Consider the following 19,135-nt stretch of genomic DNA (forward strand, 5'->3'; position numbering starts at 1 on the left):
CAACGCCCGTTGATCGGATCGCAACAAGCCTCAAGAAACTGTGCTGACGCTAGTATAGCAGACGGATCGATGCATGGGTGCCCAACCACCGCATGACCGCCGCACCTATCACCCCGCCGCCGCGGGGTGATAGGCGTTGGCAAATTAGGTGTGGTTCGGCAGTATAGGTGGATCATGACTTATCCTTGAACATTCGAGAATAGGTAGAAACTCTTGCATCTGAGCCGGACATCGTGACCGATCTTCTCTGCCCACTGAACGCCAGGGTCATGCTGATCAATCCAGCGGCAAGCAGCATCGCCGCTAGTTCCGGCAAAAAGATCCAGGGCATCCCGCTCGCTGACAAGAAAAAGACCAGGATGATTGGGATGCTGAGGATCACCAGGGCGGCAAAGGCGATCAACGCGATGGTCGCCAGGCTGTAGAGCGTTGGATCAACCGTTGCAATGACCAGCGCCGAACGCCATTGCGCACGCGAGGAGAGATAGCTGAAGCCCAGGGCTACCAGGATGACCGCTATGAAGAGCCCGTGGGCCAGAGCGGTCGGCAAAAGTGCCAAAACGCCGAGACTCCAGAGTGAGGCCCAGAAGTAGAGACCCAGCAAGCCGCCGAGACTATAGCCAATGTAGGCACCGATCCATTGCGCATACACCGTAGCTCGACGCATGCCCGGCGCAAAATCCGTGCGTTTGCGGAGGCTTCGTTGGGCTAAGGGGATGATCCCTGGACCGAGCAGACCAACCCCGAACCATACGGCCAGTGGTGCGTGCAAGGCGTCCCGATCAAGGCGTATACTTGCTGGATTGATCAAGAGCCGGATCAGCCCGATACTCAAGAGCAGCAAGCCCCAGGCGATGAACATCCCGCGCATAGTGCGAACCGCTACCAGCTCACGCATCCAGGCTTCCACGCGATCGGCTAGGCGCGTATACCAGGTTGTGACTTCCACTGGCCCGCTGCCTTGATAGACGACCGGCAGACTCCAGTCAATTGCCCCAGGAACCATGTGCATCGCAATACGGCTCGCCGCGATTGCTTTGTCCAGGCTTTTGCCTTGCCCAAGCTCTTCATAGAATACCTGGACAAAGGTGTCAGCCGTTGCTTGCGTGAGTCCCCCCTGCATCTGGTAAAGTTTTGCGAGGTTGATGAGGCTAGAGTTTGTCTGAGGATGGGTTATTCCTAGGACGCGCTCGCGAATGGCGAGGGCGCGTTCGTAGCGCGGGCGGGCCGCGTCGTAGTTCCCTTGGGTTTGGTGCAGGTACGCGAGATTGTTGAGGCTGGTGGCGGTATCGGGATGCTCGGGGCCGAGCATGCGCTCGCGGATGTCCAGGGCGCGTTCGAGGAGCGGGCGGGCCGCGTCGTCGTTCCCTTGGGCTTGGTGCAGGGAGGCGAGATTGTTGAGGCTGGTGGCGGTATCGGGATGCTCGGGGCCGAGCACGCGCTCGCAAATGTCCAGGGCGCGTTCGTAGCGCGGGCGGGCCGCGTCGTCGTTCCCTTGGGCACGATACAGGTAAGCGAGATTGCCCAAGCTGGCGGCGGTGTCGGGATGGTCAGGGCCGAGCACGCGCTCGCGGATGGCCAGGGCGCGTGCGGCGTAGGGTTGGGCCAGGGCATAGCTGCCCAGCCGCTCCAGGTGTCGCCCCAGCCAGAGGCAGAGATCTGCTGCTCGTGCATCATCGCGCCCCAGTGCCGCGTCGGTGATCCCGCGCAGGACGGGGAGGAAGGCGGTGAGCGGGGCCAGGGTTGGGGCGTCCACCATGCTGTCTGCCTCGCGGATGACCACGTGCTCCACCGCTTCTTGCGCTTCGGTATCTGTGCTCACCTGGCGCACGTAGGCTCCGACTAGGCGGTGCATGCGCAGGCGGTCGTCGCTTTCGCGTTCGATGAGGCCCAGGGCGACGAGGCGATCAAGGGCGGCTTCGGCCACCAACTCCGCGTCGATGTCGTCGTCAGGTACTTCCAGCGTCGCCAGCAGCAACGCGGTCGGCACCACCTCCCCCGGCACGAGATGCGCCGCACGAGCGAGTAGTTTCAAGGCCAATGCATCCTCACTCGCAGCGAGATCAAGCCGTTCGTAGCTCAGGGCAAAGCTGCGGGCCACGTCGCGGTTGTGGCCGGTTGGCAGGGTACCGTCCTGTTCGCGCAGCGGTAGGCGGTCGAAGAGCCGTGGGCTGCGGAGTTCCTCCAGGTAGCGTGCCACGGTGAGCCGCTTTCTTGGCACGGCCAGGAAGCGCCCAGCCAAATGCAGCGCCAACGGCAGGTCGCCCAATTCGGCGGCGAGCGCGTCGGCGTCGGCGTCGTCCAACTCGGGCCGGTGTTGGCGCAGCAGTTCGCAGCTTTCCGCCCGGCTGAGCACGCCGAGCGCGTGACGCTGGACGCCCAGATCGCCCGGCCAGGCAGGGTTGCGGCTGGTGATCAGTACCCGCGTCGCGCCGCCAGGATGGTGCGCGCGCACCAACTGCGGGTCTTCGCAGTTGTCGAAGATCAGCAGATAGGGCAGCCCACAGGCGAGGCGGCTGCGCACGAGGTTCACTTGCTCGTTGAGTTTGAGGCCCGCTGCCTCAGTGAAGATTTGGAGATGGGCGGCCCCCCCCAGGCGGGCGAACTCGGTCGGAATGGTGTCGGGCTGCGCGAAGGAGAGCCAGAAGACGCCGGCGAAATGCTGACCGTAGCGTGCGGCGAACTCAATGGCTAACTGAGTCTTGCCAATGCCACCCAGCCCACTGGCAACGGCGGCTTGGCCCTGGTTCACCGCGACGCTCTGGCCCCCTTTGAGCAGCGTGGCGAGCGCCAGGAGGTCGGCTTCACGTCCGACGAACTGGTGATTGCGTCGCAGCCCGCCCAGCCACGAGCCAGGCGGCAGCACGTCCTGGGGTAGGGGGATGCTGGTCGTCGGCATGGCCGCGAGCGTGGCCTGGGCCGCAGCGAGTTCTTCGGCAGTCGCCGCGACGGGGCGGGGGGTGAAGGGCGGCTGGACAACCTTGTTGCCATAAATGACATCGCCTGCATTTTTATTGACATCGCCCCCAGCGACATCGCCCATCGTCACATCACGGAACTGGTTGCCGCTGCCAAAATCCACGAGCGCCTGGCGCTGCGTATCACGCAAGGCGGTCAGCGCCGCGAGCACCTCGTCGAAGCGGGCCTCGCTGCGGGCGGTGATCGCGGCGATCACCCGGTCAGCCTCGGCGATCACGACCGGCCCCAACGCGCCGCCGCTCACGTGCAGGCGCTCCATGTCGGCACTGAGTTGCTGCAACAGGTCGTACTGGGCGAGCAGCAGATCGCTCTGCGCCCCTTGCTCCTCAGCGATGGCCGCAAGCGCTTGGGGCAGCGCGTCGAGGGTACGGAGCAGCCGCGCCAGTTCGGTGGCGAGCGCTTGGTCACTGACCGCCGCCGCATCGAGGCGCTGGCCCAGAGCGGCGACCCACGCCGGATCAGGTTCATCCTCCGCGAGCGCGGCCTGCACGCCGTCAGCGGCCAGGGTACCCACCCAGCCCGCCAGCGCGTTCATGCCCATCCCAGTGAGCCAGGCCATCACTGGCCCGGTCGCCAGCGTCTCGACGCCCAGCCCCGCCAGCAGCGGAGCCAGCCCCGCCGCGCCGAGCAGGCCCAGCGTCGCGGCCCCGCCCGCCCCAGCGAGCAGCGCAGGCCAGTGGGTGCGGCGCAGCCCGGCGCGGGCCTGGGTGGTCAACGGATCGTCAGCGGGCGGCGTTGGTGGCATCGGGGTTGCCCCTGTCATGGTGCTCTTGGTTGCCTGTCCTCAGTATACTCGATTTCAGGCACGAATCTGAACGGCTTGACGGAGCGTGTCTCACCACGCTTCTTTTTTGACGCCAAGGCGCGAAGGCGCAGAGATCGCACCGCCAGGGCGTGCTGCACCAGGCCAACGAGGATCATCAGGGTGACGCGATCAACGCCAGCACCCGGTCGATCAGCGCCGCGTCCTGGTCGTCGAGGCCCGTCACCAGTGCCTCCCGGTCACGCTCCCCCGCCCAGAGGCGCTCGACGGGTTCGCGCAGCCTCCAGCCTTGTTGCTCTAGCTGGGCCAGGGCCGCCGTGACTTCCTCCCGTGGCCCCTCGTCGCCGTTCGCAACGGCGGCAATAGCCCCGAGGAGGGGGGCGAATTGTGCGAGGGGGTCTTGTTGCTCCACGTCTGGCTCAGTTGACTCAGGATGGCTGAGCAAAACGAGGATCCGCCGCACGAGCATGGCCGAGTTCGCATCGATCCCCTCGGTCAACCGTGCTTCATCGCGCTCACCGACCCAGATACGTTGCACGGCGTTCATGAGTTGCCACCCCTGTGCTTGGAGATGAGCGATCACGGCCACGATCTCTGCCAGTCTTCCGTCATCACCGTTAGCTACTGCAGCCATGTCACACAGCAGTGGCTCGAAATCGCGCAGCACCATATCCATATCCGGCCTGCGCCTAATGATCCTGGCTTCCTGAAGATGCTCAATCACCACATGACGTTCATCCTCTGGTAGGGCGTCCAGAGCCGACTGAAGGGCCACGGCATCGCTCTCAATGATCGCGGTGCGCACCGCATCCGGTAGGCTGTTGAGCAGTGCTTCACGCCCATTGGTAGTGTCAGGATGGGGTGCTTCACAGCGATCGATCAGCGACATCACGTGCGCGATCACCTCTGCGTCTTGGTCGTCGAGGCCTGCCAGGAGCGCAGCGCGATCCCGCTCTCCCGCCCAGATGCGCTCGACTGGCTCACGCAACATCCAGCCCTGTGCCTCTAGTTGGGCCAATGTCTCAGTGACTAGTTGGCGTGGTGCATCGTTACCGTTGGCAACGGCGACGATAGCCGTGAGGAGGGGGGCAAGGAAGGCGGTGACGTCGCTGGGCGGCGGGGCTGCCGTTGCCCTGAGGCGTTGCTGTATGGCAGTAAGATCCTGGCGTGAGCCCTGCGTGTCGGGGTGGTCAGGCCCGAGACGGGCTTCGCGAATCGCAAGCGCACGGCGCATCAGCCGCTCGGCGGTCTGGTAATCATTCTGGTCGTAGTGATGAATCGCCAGATTGCCCAAGGTTTGGGCGGTGTCGGGATGGTCAGGCCCGAGCACGTGCTCGCGGATGGCGAGCGCACGTTCGTAGAGCGGGTGGGCGGACGCAAAGTCGCCCTGGTTGTCTAGGAGAGCCGCGAGATTGTTGAGGCTGGTGGCCGTGTTGGGGTGGTCAGCCCCCAGGACGTGCTCATTGATGGCAAGGGCACGTTCAGCCAGGGGTAGAGCTTCATCGTAGTCCCCCTGGGCCTGATACAGTGAGGCGAGATTGCCCAAGGTTTGGGCGGTGTCGGGATGGTCAGGCCCGAGCACGCGCTCGCGGATGGCGAGCGCACGTTCGTAGAGCGGGTGGGCGGACGCAAAGTCGCCCTGGTTGTGCAGTAGGAGTGCGAGACTGTTGAGGCTCGCGGCCGTGTCAGGATGGTCAGAGCCGAGCACGCGCTCGCGAATGTCCAGGGCGCGTTCGAGGAGCGGGCGGGCGGACGCATAATCGCCCTGGTTGTCTAGGAGAGCCGCGAGATTGCCCATAGTTTGGGCGGAGTCGGGATGGTCAGAGCCGAGCACGTGCTCGTGGATGGCGAGCGCACGTTCGTAGAGTGGGCGGGCAGCCGCAAAGTCGCCCTGGCTGTGCAACAGACCCGCGAGGTTATTGAGGCTGGTGGCGGTGGCGGGATGGGCGGCCCCCAGTGCGTGCTCGTGGATCGCTAGGGCGCGTGCGTAGAGCGGGCGGGCAGCCGCAAAGTCGCCCTGGCTGTGCAACAGACCCGCGAGGTTATTGAGGCTGGTGGCGGTGGCGGGATGGGCGGCCCCCAGTGCGTGCTCGTGGATCGCTAGGGCGCGTGCGTAGAGCGGGCGGGCAGCCGCAAAGTCGCCCTGGCTGTGCAACAGACCCGCGAGGTTATTGAGGCTGGTGGCGGTGGCGGGATGGGCGGCCCCCAGCGCGTGCTCGTGGATCGCCAGGGCGCGTGCGAGGAGCGGGCGGGCCGCATCGTACTGCCCCTGCGCTTTGTACAGCAAGGCGAGGTTGTTGAGGCTGGTGACGGTGGCGAGATGGTCAGAGCCGAGTACGCGCTCGCGGATGGCGACAGCGCGTGCGGCGTAGGCCTGGGCGGACGTATAGTTGCCCAGCTTTCTGAGATGCTCCGCCAGCCAGCCACACAAAGCTTCCGCTCGCTCATCCTCGCGCCCCAGGGCCGCGTCGGTGACCCCGCGCAGGACGGGGAGGAAGGCGGTGAGCGGGGCCACGGTTGGGGCGTCTACCAGGTTCACTGCCTCGCGGATGACCACGTGCTCTACGTCGGCCTGTGCTGCGCGATCAGCGCTCACTTGGCGCACGTAGGCCCCGACGAGGCGGTGCATGCGCAGGCGGTCGTCGCTTTCGCGTTCGATGAGGCCCAGAGCGACGAGGCGATCAAGGGCGGCTTCCGCCGCAAGCTCAGCATCCAGGTCGTCGTCAGGTACTTCCAGCGTCGCCAGTAGCAACGCGGTCGGGACTACTTCCCCCGGCACGAGATGGGCCGCACGCGCAAGCAACTTCAAGGCCAACGCATCCTCGCACGCAGCGGGATCGAGCCGCTCGTAGCTCAGGGCAAAGCTGCGGGCCACGTCGCGGTTATGGCCGGTTGGTAGGGTGCCGTCCTGTTCGCGCAGCGGCAGCCGGTCGAAGAGGCGTGGGCTGCGCAGTTCTTCCAGGTAGCGGGCCACGGTGAGCCGCTTTCTTGGCCCGGCCAGGAAGCGCCCAGCCAAATGCAGCGCCAGTGGCAGGTCGCCGAGTTCTGCCGCGAGATCGTCAGCCTCCTGGTCGCTCAGGTCAGGCCGGTGTTGGCGCAGCATTTCGCAGCTCTCCGCCCGGCTCAGGACGCCGAGCGCGTGGCGCTGCACGCCCAGGTCACCGGGCCAGGCGGGGTTGCGGCTGGTGATCAGCACCCGCGTCGCGCCGCCAGGATGGTGCGCACGCACCAACTGCGGGTCTTCGCAGTTGTCGAAGATCAGTAGGTAGGGCAGCCCGCAGGCGAGGCGGCTGCGCACGAGGTTCATTTGCTCGTCCAGCTTCAAGCCCGCCGCCTCGGTGAAGAGTTGGAGATGGGCGGCCCCCCCCAGGCGGGCGAACTCGGTCGGGATGGTGTCAGGCTGGGCAAAGGAGAGCCAGAAGACGCCGGTGAAGTGCTGACCATAGCGAGCGGCAAACTCAACGGCCAACTGAGTCTTGCCAATGCCACCCAAGCCACTGGCAACGGCGGCTTGGCCCTGGTTCACGGCCACACTCTGGCCCCCTTTGAGCAGCGTGGCGAGCACCTGCAAATCCGCTGCGCGTCCGACGAACTGGTGGTTGCGTCGCAGCCCGCCCAGCCACGAGCCAGGCGGCAGCACGTCCTGCGGCGGGGGGATGCTGGTCGTCGGCATGGCCGCGAGCGTGGCCTGGGCCGCAGCGAGTTCGTCGGCGGTCGCCGCGACGGGGCGGGGGGTGAAGGCTTGCTGGACAACCGTGTATTTGTGGATGTCACGCCCAGCGATATCGCCTATGTTGACATCACGAAACTGGTTGTCCCTCCCAAAATCCACCAGCGCCTGGCGCTGCGTATCGCGCAGCGCGGTCAGCGCCGCGAGCACCTCATCGAAGCGGGCCTCGCTGCGGGCGGTGATCGCCGCGATCACCCGGTCGGCCTCGGCGATCACGACCGGCCCCAACGCGCCGCCGCTCACGTGCAAGCGCTGCATGTCGGCACTGAGTTGCTGGAGCAGATCGTGCTGGGCGAGCAGCACCTCGGTCTGGTCGCTCAGTTCCGCACGCAGGGCGTCCAGGGTGAGGGGAAGGGCGTCCACCGTTTGGAGCAGCCGCGCCAGTTCCTCGGCAACTCCCTGATCACCCGCAGCGGCGGCATCGAGGCGCTGGCCGAGATCACGCACCCACGCCGGATCGGGCTCGTCCTCGGCGAGCGCGGCCTGCACGCCATCGGTCGCCAGGGTACCCACCCAACCCGCCAGCGCGTTCATGCCCATACTTGTCAGCCAGGTCACGACCGGCGCGGTCGCCAGCGTCCCGACGCCCAGGCTTGCCAGGAGCGGAGCCAGCCCCGCCGCGCCGAGCAGACCCAGCGTGGCCGCGCCGCCCGCCCCAGCGAGCAGCGCAGGCCAGCGGGTGCGGCGCAGCCCGGCGCGGGCCTGGGTGGTCAACGGATCGTCAGCGGGCGGCGTTGGGGTCATTGACGGTACCCTTGTTCTCTTGGTGTGCGTTGCCTGCTCGTAGTATACCCGATTTCAGGCACGAATCTGTTCTCTTTTCTCTTGCCTCTTTCGTACGCAACTGACCTCGCCCCGCCCGCTCTCGCCCCGCCCGCTCTCGCCCAGGCTTGCATTCACAACTGGGCCATGAGTTCAGCAGGCGTCAAGACTGGCATCGGCGCATGGGCAAAATCAGCGCCATTTCGCGTCACAATCGCCGCAACTCCGAGGCGTATCGCACAGGCCACCAGGAGATTATCCTCAAAATCATGGCCCGGCAGCGCGGTCGCATCTTCAAGGGTCTGGCGATCAACCGGTGCGATTGCAAAGGCAGCGAGGCACAACCCAACCGCCACTTGCGCCCGCGCCAGATCAGTTGTGCGGCGCGCAATGGAGAAAATGTCGGTGAGTGTTGATGCCGGAAGAAAGCCAACCAGACGCCCACGGTCACAGGCGTCCCACACGGCGCTGGCCTCAACCACACATGGGGCACGATCAAGCAACACATCAAGCACACTATTGGTGTCAAGCAGGACGTTCATACCCCATACCGTTCCGTGCGCCGCTCGTTCAGCCACTCCGCCACTTGTGCGTCGGACGGCGGAGCCTGATCGGTCGCAAGCAAACCGCGTGCGTGGGGGAGGGTCGGGCGCGGCTCTCGTTCCACTGGTGCGAGGGTGCCGAGCACATCCTGTACGAGCGCAAAGCGTTGTGCAGCGGGCCAGGAGCGCACTAACCTCAGGATCGTTTCATAATCGCTTGTTTGGGCTGCCATACCCACCCTCCTCTGATCCAACCGTCTGCGTTCTTGTTCTGATCGCCGTTCGTTCATGAGGGCCAGCACGCGCTTGATCCTCGCTGTGCCCTCGTCGTTGCGTCTGGTTCGGTCAACGGATCGTCGTGTGGCGGCGTTGGTGGCATCGACGAGGCCCTGTCAGCGTAGGATGCGTTGCCTGCCCTCAGTATACCCGATTTCAGGCACGAATCTGTGCGGCTTGAGGCAGCGTACCTCACCACGCTTCTTTTTTGACGCAAAGGCGCAAGGGCGCAACGATTCGGACAACTGAGGTTAGCGCACCAGCCTGGTCAGGTGAGCGCCCTACGGTGGTTGTTGTGACGCCAAGGCACGAAGGCGCAAAGATCGCACCGCCAGGGCGTGCTGCACCACCCACGATCAGGCCCGCCCCTTCGCTCGCGCCCCGTTGCGCCTCTGCGCCTTGGCGTCAACCATACCGGGCGATCATCCACGCACAGGTGCGAACGCGGCGGTCTCTTCCGATCTATTGGTAGCATGATCCCCTCCGCTATGCTACAATGGGCACGAAGGTTTGAACGCGAACGGTTCGAGGAAGGATGGCACGATGCAAGCAGCAACACTCGTTACCCTGCATGACCGCTTTAGTCGTGGTGAGGCGCTTTCTGACGACGAACGAAGCTTGCTCGAAGCCTGGTATGCCGAGCAGGATCGTGCCGAACAGGGTACCTTACCGTTGTCGCCAGCGAGTGATCCCACTGCTCACCTCCAAGACCAGATCGCCCAAACAGCCCACCAGTTAGAGGTGATAACCCAACAGATTACCGCCACGCTTACGGCCAATGAGTCTCTACGGCAAGAGATCGCGGGGTTGCACGCTCGTTTGGTGCATCAAGGTGCAGGGCGTGCCGCATGATCCTCTCCGCAGAGCGACGACTTCTTGTCCGTGAGCGTGCTCACTATGCATGCGAATATTGTGGCGTAACCGAAACAGATTCAGCAGGCGAATTGACGATAGATCATCATCAGCCACCCCGCAAAGGTGGGACGGTCGATGATCTCCAGAATCTCGTTTACTGCTGTGTCCGGTGCAATCAGTATAAGTCGGACTATTGGCCGATCCAGCCCCATGATCCTCCGCTCTGGAATCCGCGGAGCGAGCCTCGGACAGAGCATATGCTGTCGCTTGCCGATGGGACGCTGTATCCGCTCTCGCCTTGCGGTACCTTCACGATTCGCCGGTTGCGCTTGAACCGTCCGCCCTTGGTGGCGTATCGCTTACGGGCGATGCGGAAGAGGGAAGATGCGCGGCTCCTTGCTGAATTACGCCAACTCATGCAACTCCAAGAACAACTCCAACAGCAACATGCCCATCTTCTGCGCGAACAACAAGCCTTACTCGAACAACAACGCGATCTGTTAACGACGCTCCTCAACCTGCTCTAACCCCTCGCTCACCTTCGCATCAGGATGCGTTGGCCCTCTGGCATCCTATACGCCCGCTGCGTTCGCCCTTTGGGAACGCAGCGACGGGCAGGCACGCAGCGCTCTTCAGGCCCCTTTGCGCCAAACCGATGAGGCGAGCATCCCCCCACCGGCGCAAAAGCGTCCCTCATGCCCCTTTCCCCTGCGCCACCAGCGCCGTGACCTGCGCCTGCAACGCCGTCACCGCCTCGGCGAGCTGCGCCACCTCGCGGCGACCATGTTCCTCCTGCCGCGCCAGTTCCGCCCGCGCCGCCGCCACCTGCTGCGCCGCCACCTCCGCTTGGGCCTGCGCCTCCAGCAGCAACCGCCCGAGCCTCGCCGCCTCACGGCGGTGCTCGTCCAGCGCCTGTTCCCGCGCCTCGCCCTCGGTTTCCAGCCGCACCACCGCCGCTTCCGCCTCGGCCTGCGCCGTCAGCGCCGCAGCCACCTGCTGCGCGGCTGCCGCCTGCACCTGCGCCACCTGCTCGCTCGCGAGGGTCTGCGCCGTAGCCCAGAGCGTGCGTACGAAGCGCGTGCCTTCCTCGGCCAACGCGGGCGGGGCCTCCGCGAGCACCGGCTCGGCCTGCTGCGCGTGCCAGCTATCGAGGTAGCGCTTGATCGTCGTAAAGCTGCCCATGCCCAAGTGGGCCTGCACCTGGAGGATACTGGGCGTGCGGCCTTGGGCCTGGAGTTCCGTGGCGGCGGTGAAGACCATTGCTTCGGTGACCAGGGGCTTTGCCATAGGGGGGCTCCGATAAGGTAAGCAATAATTACGATAATTATCATACCACGGTAATTCTTGTGACGCCAAGACGAGGAAAGAGAAAAGAGCCGAGCGCATGAGGACGCGCTGCACACCGCCGCACGGTCACGGAGCGCGTTTCGCACGACCCGTCGCGCCTCGGCGTCTTGGCGTCAAACCAAGCGGGCAGGCCGGGCGAAAACCATCTCGCTTTTGGCTGGAATGACGAAAACGAGATGATTTCAAGGGAGGCCGATGCGTCCTGCGCTACGCTGATGGCGGGCGACCTCCCTGCGGGCGCGGGCACAGGCCCACCACGGGCAGGCCCACCCGCTGGTCACGGTGATCGGGCGGGGGAGCGTTTGAGGCCAAGGGGCCACGGCGCACCGAGCGCAATGACCCGTTGCGCCTCGGTGCCAAACCAAGCAGGCATGAAGGGGATCCATGCCCCGCTGCTCTGCGGAAGCGGTCATCTGCGTCATCTGCGGACAATCGAAATGACGTTGCAACAGCGCTACCCCGCTCAGCGCTGGGGTAGACGCTGATGCTCATACGGTGGTAGACTAAAACATGGCTTCAGTGATGGTTTGAGGCAGCAAAAAGAAACAACGGGATGGCTGAATTCAACTGCGGCTCTTGTGGCGCGAGCTTTCCGAGCGCCGCTACCGCGCAGGCGCATGCTAATGGGTGCGCGGCGCAACCTGCCCCCGCTTTGCTGGGCGCGACGACCGGGCTGATCTCTGCCTGCACCGCATGCGGTGCCGTTTTTGCCAACGCACACGCGGTGCATGCGCACGCGACGCAGTGCCCGGAAAGGAAGCGTGCCCCGTATGCCGCGCAGCGCGAGCGTCGCCCCTAGCATCGAGCAGCCCATGGCCCGCCGTCAGCGCGGGGTGATCCGTACCTGGAAAGCCGCGCAAGGCTATGGCTTCCTTGCCCCCGAGCACGGCGGCGAGGAGATCTTTGTCCACATCACGGCGGTCGTCGCCGGTCGGCACCGCCTCGGCCCCGGCAGCGTGGTGGTCTATGACCTGGGCCGCGATGCCCAGCAGCGCCCCCGCGCCGTCAACGTTCGCGTCGGCTCCGGCCTCGGCACCCCGCTGCGCCTCGCCCTGCTCGCCAGCAGCCTCTTTCTCATCGCCGTCGGCGTCATCAGTTGGCTCGGCTTGCTGCCCGCCTGGATCGTGCTGGCCTATCTGCTGCTCAGCGGGTTCACCGCGCTCGTCTACCGCTTCGACAAGCGCCAGGCCGTCCAGGGCCAGCGGCGCGTCCCTGAAGCCACGTTGCACCTGCTCGACGCCCTCGGCGGCTGGCCGGGCGCACTGATCGCGCAGTGGGCGCTGCATCACAAAACCCGGAAGGTGGCCTACCAACTCACCTTCTGGCTGCTGGTGGGCCTGCACCTGCTCGGGCTGGCCGGGGTGGTCTGGGTGGTGGGGCGGTTCTGAGCCAGGCGTGGTGCTCGCCCTGCGGCGATGCCACGCGCTGCGCGACCGTTGCGCCGTGGCCGTCGAACGTGCCGCACGTTGCTCCGCTCCAGGCCGGGGTGGTTGGTGCAGCCGGGCCATGCCCATCCCCGCGCCGCGCTGCGCTCAGCGCTCTCCTGTGAGCGCCGTGCGTCCAGCGGCTTGACCACGTTCCCCTGGCTTCGCGCTCATGACCCCGCCACGCGAGGCACGCCCCGCATCCTTCCGTTGTGCTACCGTGGGCGCTCGCTTTTTAGCCCTCGCGCTTGGGGGCGATCTTGCTGCTTCCACGTGGGTCTTGGCTGGATCGGCTTTTGCGCTCCATTTCTTGCTGGTTCTTCACATACTGTGAGCGCATGGTAATGGATCGGTGCTCGCGGTGTGGTATGGTAGCGGGCAAGGAGCATCACGGCGACGCGAGGCGTATGGTCGCCGCCATGTGCTGGTTGGCCCGCGACTTCCGTGGACGGGCTTGATCAGCGGTGGGTTTGCCCCTGCTCGGGTTGGCCGGGGTGGTCTGGGTGGTGGGGCACGGTTCTGCGCGGAGCCGCAAGGCGTGCATGTCAACTCGCTCTGTCGCTGCGGTACAACCGTGGCTCCATTTTCTCCTTTCGGCTTGCATCGTTCATCGTTCATCTTTCCCTCTCCTTCTGCGGGCAAAGGTAGATCGTGGTTACACCGTGGTTCCCCATGTGTGGTATCGTAGGGGCAGTGCGGCGATGGGGGGCACGACCGGGTGGCTTCCTGGTTGCAGCGCCCGGCAACGAAATGAAGTGAGCACGCGATGGTGCGCTTGGAAGCAGTCACGCCGGGGACGGTACTCCACGGCATCGTGCCGATGGGGGCCGTGACCGTGGTGGCGGTGCAGTGGTATGGGTCGACGGCGGTTGACCTGACCTATAAGGACGCCGAGGGGCGGCCTGGTACCCGCTTGCTGTATCGCGAGGATGAGCCGACCTTGGCCCTGGTCAACGCCGGCCGTGCCTGGAGCTTCGATGGCGATGGGCGGCTCTTCCGCCTAGTCGCCGAGGCCCACCGCATCCGCCTGGCCCATCTCTTTGATCCGGTGCTGGCGGTGCATACCTCGCTGGTCGAGCCGCTGCCCCACCAGATCACGGTTGAAGGAAGGCTAGCCTTCCGCCCCATCAGAATGCCTGAAACCGACCAAATGGCCCGATTGTGCACGAATCGTTGTCATACCCCAGGTCAGCGTCAGAGCGGTGCCAACGGTGTCGTCTTGGTAGCGTTGTCGTGTGTATCGCGAAAGCGAACAAGTATGTATCGGGCTGAGATCGCTACAGTTACTTGCACCGTATCCTGATATGCTTTACAGTAGATGAAGTCGCAATGTTTCTCTGGATTCATTCCTGATCGATCTCGTGCATCGTATGTGTCGGGTGTCGTTATTGTATTTCGCCTACCGATGCTGTGTGTTACATGTTAAAATCGACTGGCAAAAGCGCTCATGATTCATGAGCGCCATCGTGATCAGCAATATATGCTTCGCAATCGCCGGTTATTCTCTTGGGAGAGCTCATGCTTACAATAGGCAGTAAGCTTCAAGGCCGCTATGAGATTGAGGCCCTGCTTGGCAAAGGTGGCTTCGGGGCTGTCTACCAAGCGCGTGAGCAACCCCCGCTTCGGCGGCTCGTCGCTATTAAACAAACGTTGTTCCCCGAAGATCTGCGGCATATCAGCCGGTTCGAGCAAGAGGCTGAATTACTTGCGCAAGTGACCCATGATGCCCTTCCGCGCGTGTATAGCTATTTCGAAGAATCCCGCTCCTGCTTTCTGGTCATGGAGTTCGTTCCTGGGATGACCCTCGCTAGCTATGTGACTCAGCAACCCCAGAGTTGTCTCAGTGAAGCGGAGGCGCTGCGTCTACTTGCGCCGATCCTCGACGCGCTCGAGTATCTGCACACGCTCAATCCGCCAGTTATTCATCGTGATATCAAGCCGCAGAATGTGCGGATAACGCCCAAAGGCAAGATTTTCTTGGTCGATTTTGGGATCGCCAAGCTTGGCGATCCTTCCGTACGCACTGAAACCATCGCACGCGCGGTCACGAGCGGCTTCTCACCTTTCGAGCAGTATAGTGGCGGCTCAACGGATGCGCGTTCCGATCTCTATTCGTTAGGAGCGATGCTCTATTTCATGCTCACCGGCGTTACACCACCGGATGCACCGCAGCGTGTGCGCGTCGATCCGTTGATCCCCCTCCATACGCTCAATGCTTCGCTTTCATCAACACTTGCGGCGATCGTTACACGTATGATGGCGGTCTGGCCGGATGATCGGTTTGCCGATGTCGCAGCGGTGCGCCAAGCATTGCGGTCAGGTATGCCCTTCGTGTCTGCACCGCAGTCAGTTGATCGACCCCAAGCCCATGCTTTACCGGTCGATTCCGCACGAGCGGCTGAACTGGAATCCGAAGCACGCTCACCAGAAATTACTCCCCTACTCGGGTCGTCTACATCAATGAGGAGCACCGTGACTGATGTACCGTCGATCATTGCCCGTCTGAAGCCTAATGTCATTGTGTACGGCCCTATGTTTCCCGAGCGCGTCCAGATTATCGAGGTGACGCTGGCGGGTACATCGATTCGGATCAAGGGCGAAGGATTGAGCTCTGGGAAAGTGCTTCGCCCGATTCTGACGCCGCAACAGCTCAATGACCTTACGATTGAGGATGTTGGCCTTTTCGACGGTGACCCCCAACGCTTCCGCCTTGGGATTGAGGCGATGCGTTTGGGTTTGGCCTATGAATACGACCCGTATTTCTCGTTATCGATCGCCCGTGTCGATCCGCTACCCCATCAGCTTGAGGCGGTCTACGACTATTTTCTCAAGCAACCGCGCATCCGATTTTTGCTGGCAGATGATCCTGGTGCCGGTAAGACGATTATGGCCGGACTCTTGATCAAGGAGTTAAAGATTAGAGGTCTGGCCCAACGCGTGCTGATTGTCACACCGGCAAATTTGACGTTCCAATGGCAACGTGAGATGAAAGATCGCTTCCGAGAGCAGTTCGAGATTGTACGTGGTGACGTGCTGCGATCGACGTATGGCTCAAATCCCTGGCAAGAGAAGAATCAGGTCATTACCTCGATTTCCTGGGTTTCGCGCATGGACGATGCGCGCGAGAGCCTGCTGCGGAGTCGGTGGGATCTGATCATTGTCGACGAAGCACATAAGATGAGCGCCTATAGCGATGATAAGAAGACGTTGGCCTATCAGTTGGGCGAGGCGCTCTCGGAAATGACCGATCACTACCTGCTGATGACGGCCACCCCGCATAAGGGCGACCCGGAAAACTTTGCGCTCTTTCTGAAATTGCTCGATCCCGATGTCTATGGGGATGTGAGCAGCTTGGAGAAGGCAATCGAGCGACGTGAAGCTCCCTTTTATCTGCGCCGGGTGAAGGAGGCGATGGTCACCTTCCCCGATCCGCAGACGGGTGAGGTCAAAACGCTGTTTACCAAGCGCGAGGTACGTACAATCGATTTCGAGATTGACGATAATGAGTGGGAGTTCTACGATGCTCTGACCCACTATGTCGAAGAGCAGTCGGTCATGGCGGCGGCCGATCAATCGGCGCGCGGCCGGGCGGTCGGTTTCACGATGGCTATGCTCCAGCGGCGGTTTGCATCGAGTGTCTATGCAGTGCGCCGCAGTTTGGAGCGCATGCAGGAGCGGCGTGAGAAGATCCTGGCCGATCCCGAAGCCTATCGCCAGGGACAGATTACCAAACGCATGCCAGAGAATTTTGATGAGTTGCCGGACGACGAGCAGCAGCAGATCCTCGAAGAACTTGAGCAGGTCGTCGCCTCGGTCGATCCGGTGACACTCAAACATGAGATTGCGCAGATCGGTCGGCTTATTACCCAGGCAAGCGAGCTTGAGCAACGTGAGATTGAGTCCAAGCTGGTGAAGCTCAAGGAGCAACTGGCCACTCGCGGTGTTTTCGCTGATCCAAAGATGAAGCTGCTCTTGTTCACCGAGCATCGCGAGACCCTTGACTATTTGGTTACCAAGCTGCGTGCGTGGGGATTAACGGTAACGCAGATCTACGGTGGCATGCCAATTGGTGATCGTGATACACCAGGATCGCGTATTTATGCCGAACGCGAATTCAAGGATACGTGCCAGGTGCTGGTCGCAACCGAGGCCGCCGGCGAGGGTATCAATCTCCAGTTCTGTTGGTTCATGATTAACTACGATATCCCATGGAATCCGGTTCGCCTTGAACAGCGCATGGGCCGTATTCATCGCTATGGCCAGGAAAAAGACTGCCTGATTCTTAATTTCGTCTCAACTCGCACGCGCGAGGGACGGGTATTACAGAAGCTGTTTGAGCGTATTCGCGAGATCGAAGGCGCGCTCGATCCCCAGCGTACCGGCAAGGTCTTTAATGTCCTGGGTGATATTTTTCCATCGAACCAACTGGAGCGCATGCTCCGCGATATGTATGCACGCAACCTGACGGAAGATGTCATTAAGAGCCGGATCGTCGAGCAGGTTGACACTGAGCGCTTCCGGCGCATTAGCTTTTCGGCATTGGAAGGCTTGGCGAAGCGCGAGTTGAACCTGGCGGCAATTGTTGGTCATACGGCTGAGGCCCGCGAACGCAAGCTTGTGCCCGAAGTCATCCGCGATTTTTTCCTCCAAGCTAGTTCGGTCGCCGGTATCCAGGTACGTGCGGTCGGTCGCAGCGCCTCGACCGACAAGCCCCGCACCGGCCCCCTCGGCAATCCGGGCAGTGGGCCAATCTACCGTGTTGGTCGCATTCCACGGACGCTGGTAGAAATTGGCGAGCAGCAAGAAGCACGCTTCGGGCGCCTGGGGCGTGAGTATAAGCAGATTGCGTTCGACCAGCATGCCTTGAAGGACGATGCGACCCTGGAGTGGGTCACACCTGGACACCCATTGTTCGAGGCGGTACGCGAAGATATCCGTGCGCAGACGCAGACCGATCTCCAGCGTGGTGCGATCTTTTTTGAGTTCCAGCGGAATATGCCAGCACGACTGGATGTCTTTTCGGCATCCATCGTCGATGGACGTAGGAAGGAACTGCATTGCCGACTCTTTGTTGTTGAAACTGCCTTGGATGGCACGATGAATGTGCGCCAGCCAACCTTATTCCTCGACTTGGTGCCGGCACCAGAAGGTACCGCTGTGCCGGATGACGGTGGGTTGCCCAACTGCACGGTCGCGGAGCAGTTCCTGATTGATCAGGAGTTGCAAGGTAATCTGGCGCAGGTCGCCGCTGCACGCACGAAAGAGATCGCGACGATTGAGGAGCATCTCAAGATTAGTCTGGATGCGCTTATCAATCGCCAGAGTCTTCGGATGGCCGAGCTCCAAATTGCACAGGACTCAGGTGACGAGTCACCGCTGTTGGCGGCCAACCTCAAGACCACCGAGGATCGCCTGGATGTGCTCAACCGTCGGCTTGAGCGCCGCAGCGCCGAGATTGAGCAGGAACGCCACTGCACGATTGACAACGTTCGCCCGATTGCTCAGGCGTGGGTGTTGCCGCACCCCGAGCGAACCTCCGAATTGCTCGCACCAATGGTGTCTGACCCGGATATCGAGCGCATTGCAGTTCAGGCAGTGATCGCCTACGAGAAGGCGCACGGGCGTCGCTCTATCGAGAGCGTTGAGAAAGACAACCGCGGCTTCGACCTGATCTCGCGTCGGCTGCATCCCGAAAACCCACAAACAGCCCTTGAAGTGCGCTTTATCGAGGTCAAAGGGCGTGCATTGGTTGGCGAGGTTGCCCTGACTAGTAACGAGTACCATACCGCTGAGCGGCTCAAGGACGACTACTGGCTGTATGTTGTCTATAACTGTGCGACAACGCCAGAGGTACAGGTCATCCGCAACCCAGCACGGCTCGAATGGGCCGAGGTCATGCAGGTGGCGCATTATCGTGTGGGGGTAGGGTCGATTATGAAGGCAGCCAGCACAGCGTAACCATGGTACAATTTTTTATCATTTCCATTGACTCGCGTGATGAGGAGGCATCGGTATGACTCAAATGACGCCCTATGATGCAGTCTTAGTGCTGGCCAGGCAACTTGCGCCGACCGAGCAAGCGCGCTTAGCCGCCGCGCTGATTGGCGTGCCATCCGAGCCAACGCAGACCGATGCACCAGCGCGATGGCCAAGTCTCACACCCGAGGTGCAACAGTTGCTTGCGGGGAAAACCGCTCATGATTTCGACGTGCCACCCGATGGCACGCCCGAGGATGCACGTGCGCTGGTGCGCTCATGGGCCGAAGAAGATGCCGACGCCACGGAAGAAGAGGGTGAGTCGTGGGAGGATGTGCTGCGTTCGCTCGACGCCAACCGTTTCTCGGCCCGCCGCTTGTTTCCTGAAATGTTGACCACCTGACGCGGCTCGCACCAGCCGAGCATTGGCAGAAGATCACGGGATAGATCAATTGTTTGGTCTCGCTCGTGTGAAGGAATC

General features: G+C 62.7%; 11 protein-coding genes. 6 read left to right on the plus strand and 5 right to left on the minus strand.

The features are described from left to right. Positions 1 to 172 precede the first annotated feature (172 nt). From A9Q02_RS25085 to A9Q02_RS16250, 4 genes are all read right to left on the minus strand, one after another. Positions 173 to 3,742, minus strand: coding sequence for a tetratricopeptide repeat-containing protein (locus tag A9Q02_RS25085; protein ID WP_097654135.1), 3,570 nt, complete (start codon positions 3,740 to 3,742; stop codon positions 173 to 175). A 157-nt stretch (positions 3,743 to 3,899) separates the two neighbouring features. Next, on the minus strand, positions 3,900 to 8,216 hold the full coding sequence (locus A9Q02_RS16240) for a tetratricopeptide repeat protein (RefSeq protein ID WP_097654136.1): 4,317 nt from the start codon (positions 8,214 to 8,216) through the stop codon (positions 3,900 to 3,902). A gap of 152 nt (positions 8,217 to 8,368) precedes the next feature. Beyond that, positions 8,369 to 8,776 carry a type II toxin-antitoxin system VapC family toxin gene (locus A9Q02_RS16245; RefSeq protein ID WP_097654137.1) on the minus strand — a complete coding sequence of 136 codons (408 nt, stop codon included), beginning with the start codon at positions 8,774 to 8,776 and terminating at the stop codon, positions 8,369 to 8,371. Further along, positions 8,773 to 9,009, minus strand: a complete 237-nt coding sequence (locus A9Q02_RS16250) for a hypothetical protein (protein ID WP_097654138.1) — start codon at positions 9,007 to 9,009, stop codon at positions 8,773 to 8,775. Before A9Q02_RS16250 ends, A9Q02_RS16245 begins: the two co-directional genes overlap by 4 nt. A gap of 586 nt (positions 9,010 to 9,595) precedes the next feature. On the opposite strand from A9Q02_RS16250, the gene A9Q02_RS16255 reads away from it, so the two are divergent. After that, entirely contained in the window at positions 9,596 to 9,904 is a 309-nt protein-coding gene (locus tag A9Q02_RS16255; protein ID WP_097654139.1) for a hypothetical protein, read from the plus strand. Continuing rightward, the gene (locus A9Q02_RS16260; protein WP_097654140.1) at positions 9,901 to 10,434 is read left to right on the plus strand and encodes an HNH endonuclease; all 534 of its coding nucleotides are present in this window, start codon (positions 9,901 to 9,903) and stop codon (positions 10,432 to 10,434) included. Before A9Q02_RS16255 ends, A9Q02_RS16260 begins: the two co-directional genes overlap by 4 nt. 166 nt (positions 10,435 to 10,600) lie before the next feature. On the opposite strand, the gene A9Q02_RS16265 is transcribed toward A9Q02_RS16260, so the two are convergent. After that, positions 10,601 to 11,293: a DNA-binding protein gene (locus A9Q02_RS16265; RefSeq protein ID WP_097654141.1), complete on the minus strand. Its 693-nt coding sequence runs from the start codon at positions 11,291 to 11,293 to the stop codon at positions 10,601 to 10,603. A 731-nt stretch (positions 11,294 to 12,024) separates the two neighbouring features. Between A9Q02_RS16265 and A9Q02_RS16270 the strand changes: the two genes are divergently transcribed. The 4 genes from A9Q02_RS16270 to A9Q02_RS16285 all read left to right on the plus strand — a co-directional run bounded on the left by A9Q02_RS16270 (position 12,025) and on the right by A9Q02_RS16285 (position 19,057). Then, on the plus strand, positions 12,025 to 12,642 hold the full coding sequence (locus tag A9Q02_RS16270) for a DUF1294 domain-containing protein (protein ID WP_172451059.1): 618 nt from the start codon (positions 12,025 to 12,027) through the stop codon (positions 12,640 to 12,642). An 802-nt stretch (positions 12,643 to 13,444) separates the two neighbouring features. Then, complete coding sequence (locus A9Q02_RS25355; protein WP_097654143.1) at positions 13,445 to 13,981, plus strand: hypothetical protein; 537 nt, start codon at positions 13,445 to 13,447, stop codon at positions 13,979 to 13,981. 215 nt (positions 13,982 to 14,196) lie between these two features. Then, complete coding sequence (locus tag A9Q02_RS16280) at positions 14,197 to 18,636, plus strand: protein kinase domain-containing protein (RefSeq protein ID WP_097654144.1); 4,440 nt, start codon at positions 14,197 to 14,199, stop codon at positions 18,634 to 18,636. Positions 18,637 to 18,691: 55 nt separating this feature from the next. Beyond that, entirely contained in the window at positions 18,692 to 19,057 is a 366-nt protein-coding gene (locus A9Q02_RS16285; protein ID WP_097654145.1) for a hypothetical protein, read from the plus strand. Positions 19,058 to 19,135 lie beyond the last annotated feature (78 nt).

The sequence above is a fragment of the Candidatus Chloroploca asiatica genome (genome assembly GCF_002532075.1).
Taxonomy (GTDB): domain Bacteria; phylum Chloroflexota; class Chloroflexia; order Chloroflexales; family Chloroflexaceae; genus Chloroploca; species Chloroploca asiatica.

Coding starts and splice junctions, on each gene's coding strand:
- A9Q02_RS16250 (WP_097654138.1), bottom strand. CDS start 9,009: ATGGCAGCCCAAACAAGCGATTATGAAACGATCCTGAGGTTAGTGCGC.
- A9Q02_RS16270 (WP_172451059.1), top strand. CDS start 12,025: ATGCCGCGCAGCGCGAGCGTCGCCCCTAGCATCGAGCAGCCCATGGCC.
- A9Q02_RS25355 (WP_097654143.1), top strand. CDS start 13,445: ATGGTGCGCTTGGAAGCAGTCACGCCGGGGACGGTACTCCACGGCATC.
- A9Q02_RS25085 (WP_097654135.1), bottom strand. CDS start 3,742: ATGACAGGGGCAACCCCGATGCCACCAACGCCGCCCGCTGACGATCCG.
- A9Q02_RS16265 (WP_097654141.1), bottom strand. CDS start 11,293: ATGCGCTCGGCTCTTTTCTCTTTCCTCGTCTTGGCGTCACAAGAATTA.
- A9Q02_RS16255 (WP_097654139.1), top strand. CDS start 9,596: ATGCAAGCAGCAACACTCGTTACCCTGCATGACCGCTTTAGTCGTGGT.
- A9Q02_RS16280 (WP_097654144.1), top strand. CDS start 14,197: ATGCTTACAATAGGCAGTAAGCTTCAAGGCCGCTATGAGATTGAGGCC.
- A9Q02_RS16240 (WP_097654136.1), bottom strand. CDS start 8,216: ATGACCCCAACGCCGCCCGCTGACGATCCGTTGACCACCCAGGCCCGC.
- A9Q02_RS16260 (WP_097654140.1), top strand. CDS start 9,901: ATGATCCTCTCCGCAGAGCGACGACTTCTTGTCCGTGAGCGTGCTCAC.
- A9Q02_RS16285 (WP_097654145.1), top strand. CDS start 18,692: ATGACTCAAATGACGCCCTATGATGCAGTCTTAGTGCTGGCCAGGCAA.
- A9Q02_RS16245 (WP_097654137.1), bottom strand. CDS start 8,776: ATGAACGTCCTGCTTGACACCAATAGTGTGCTTGATGTGTTGCTTGAT.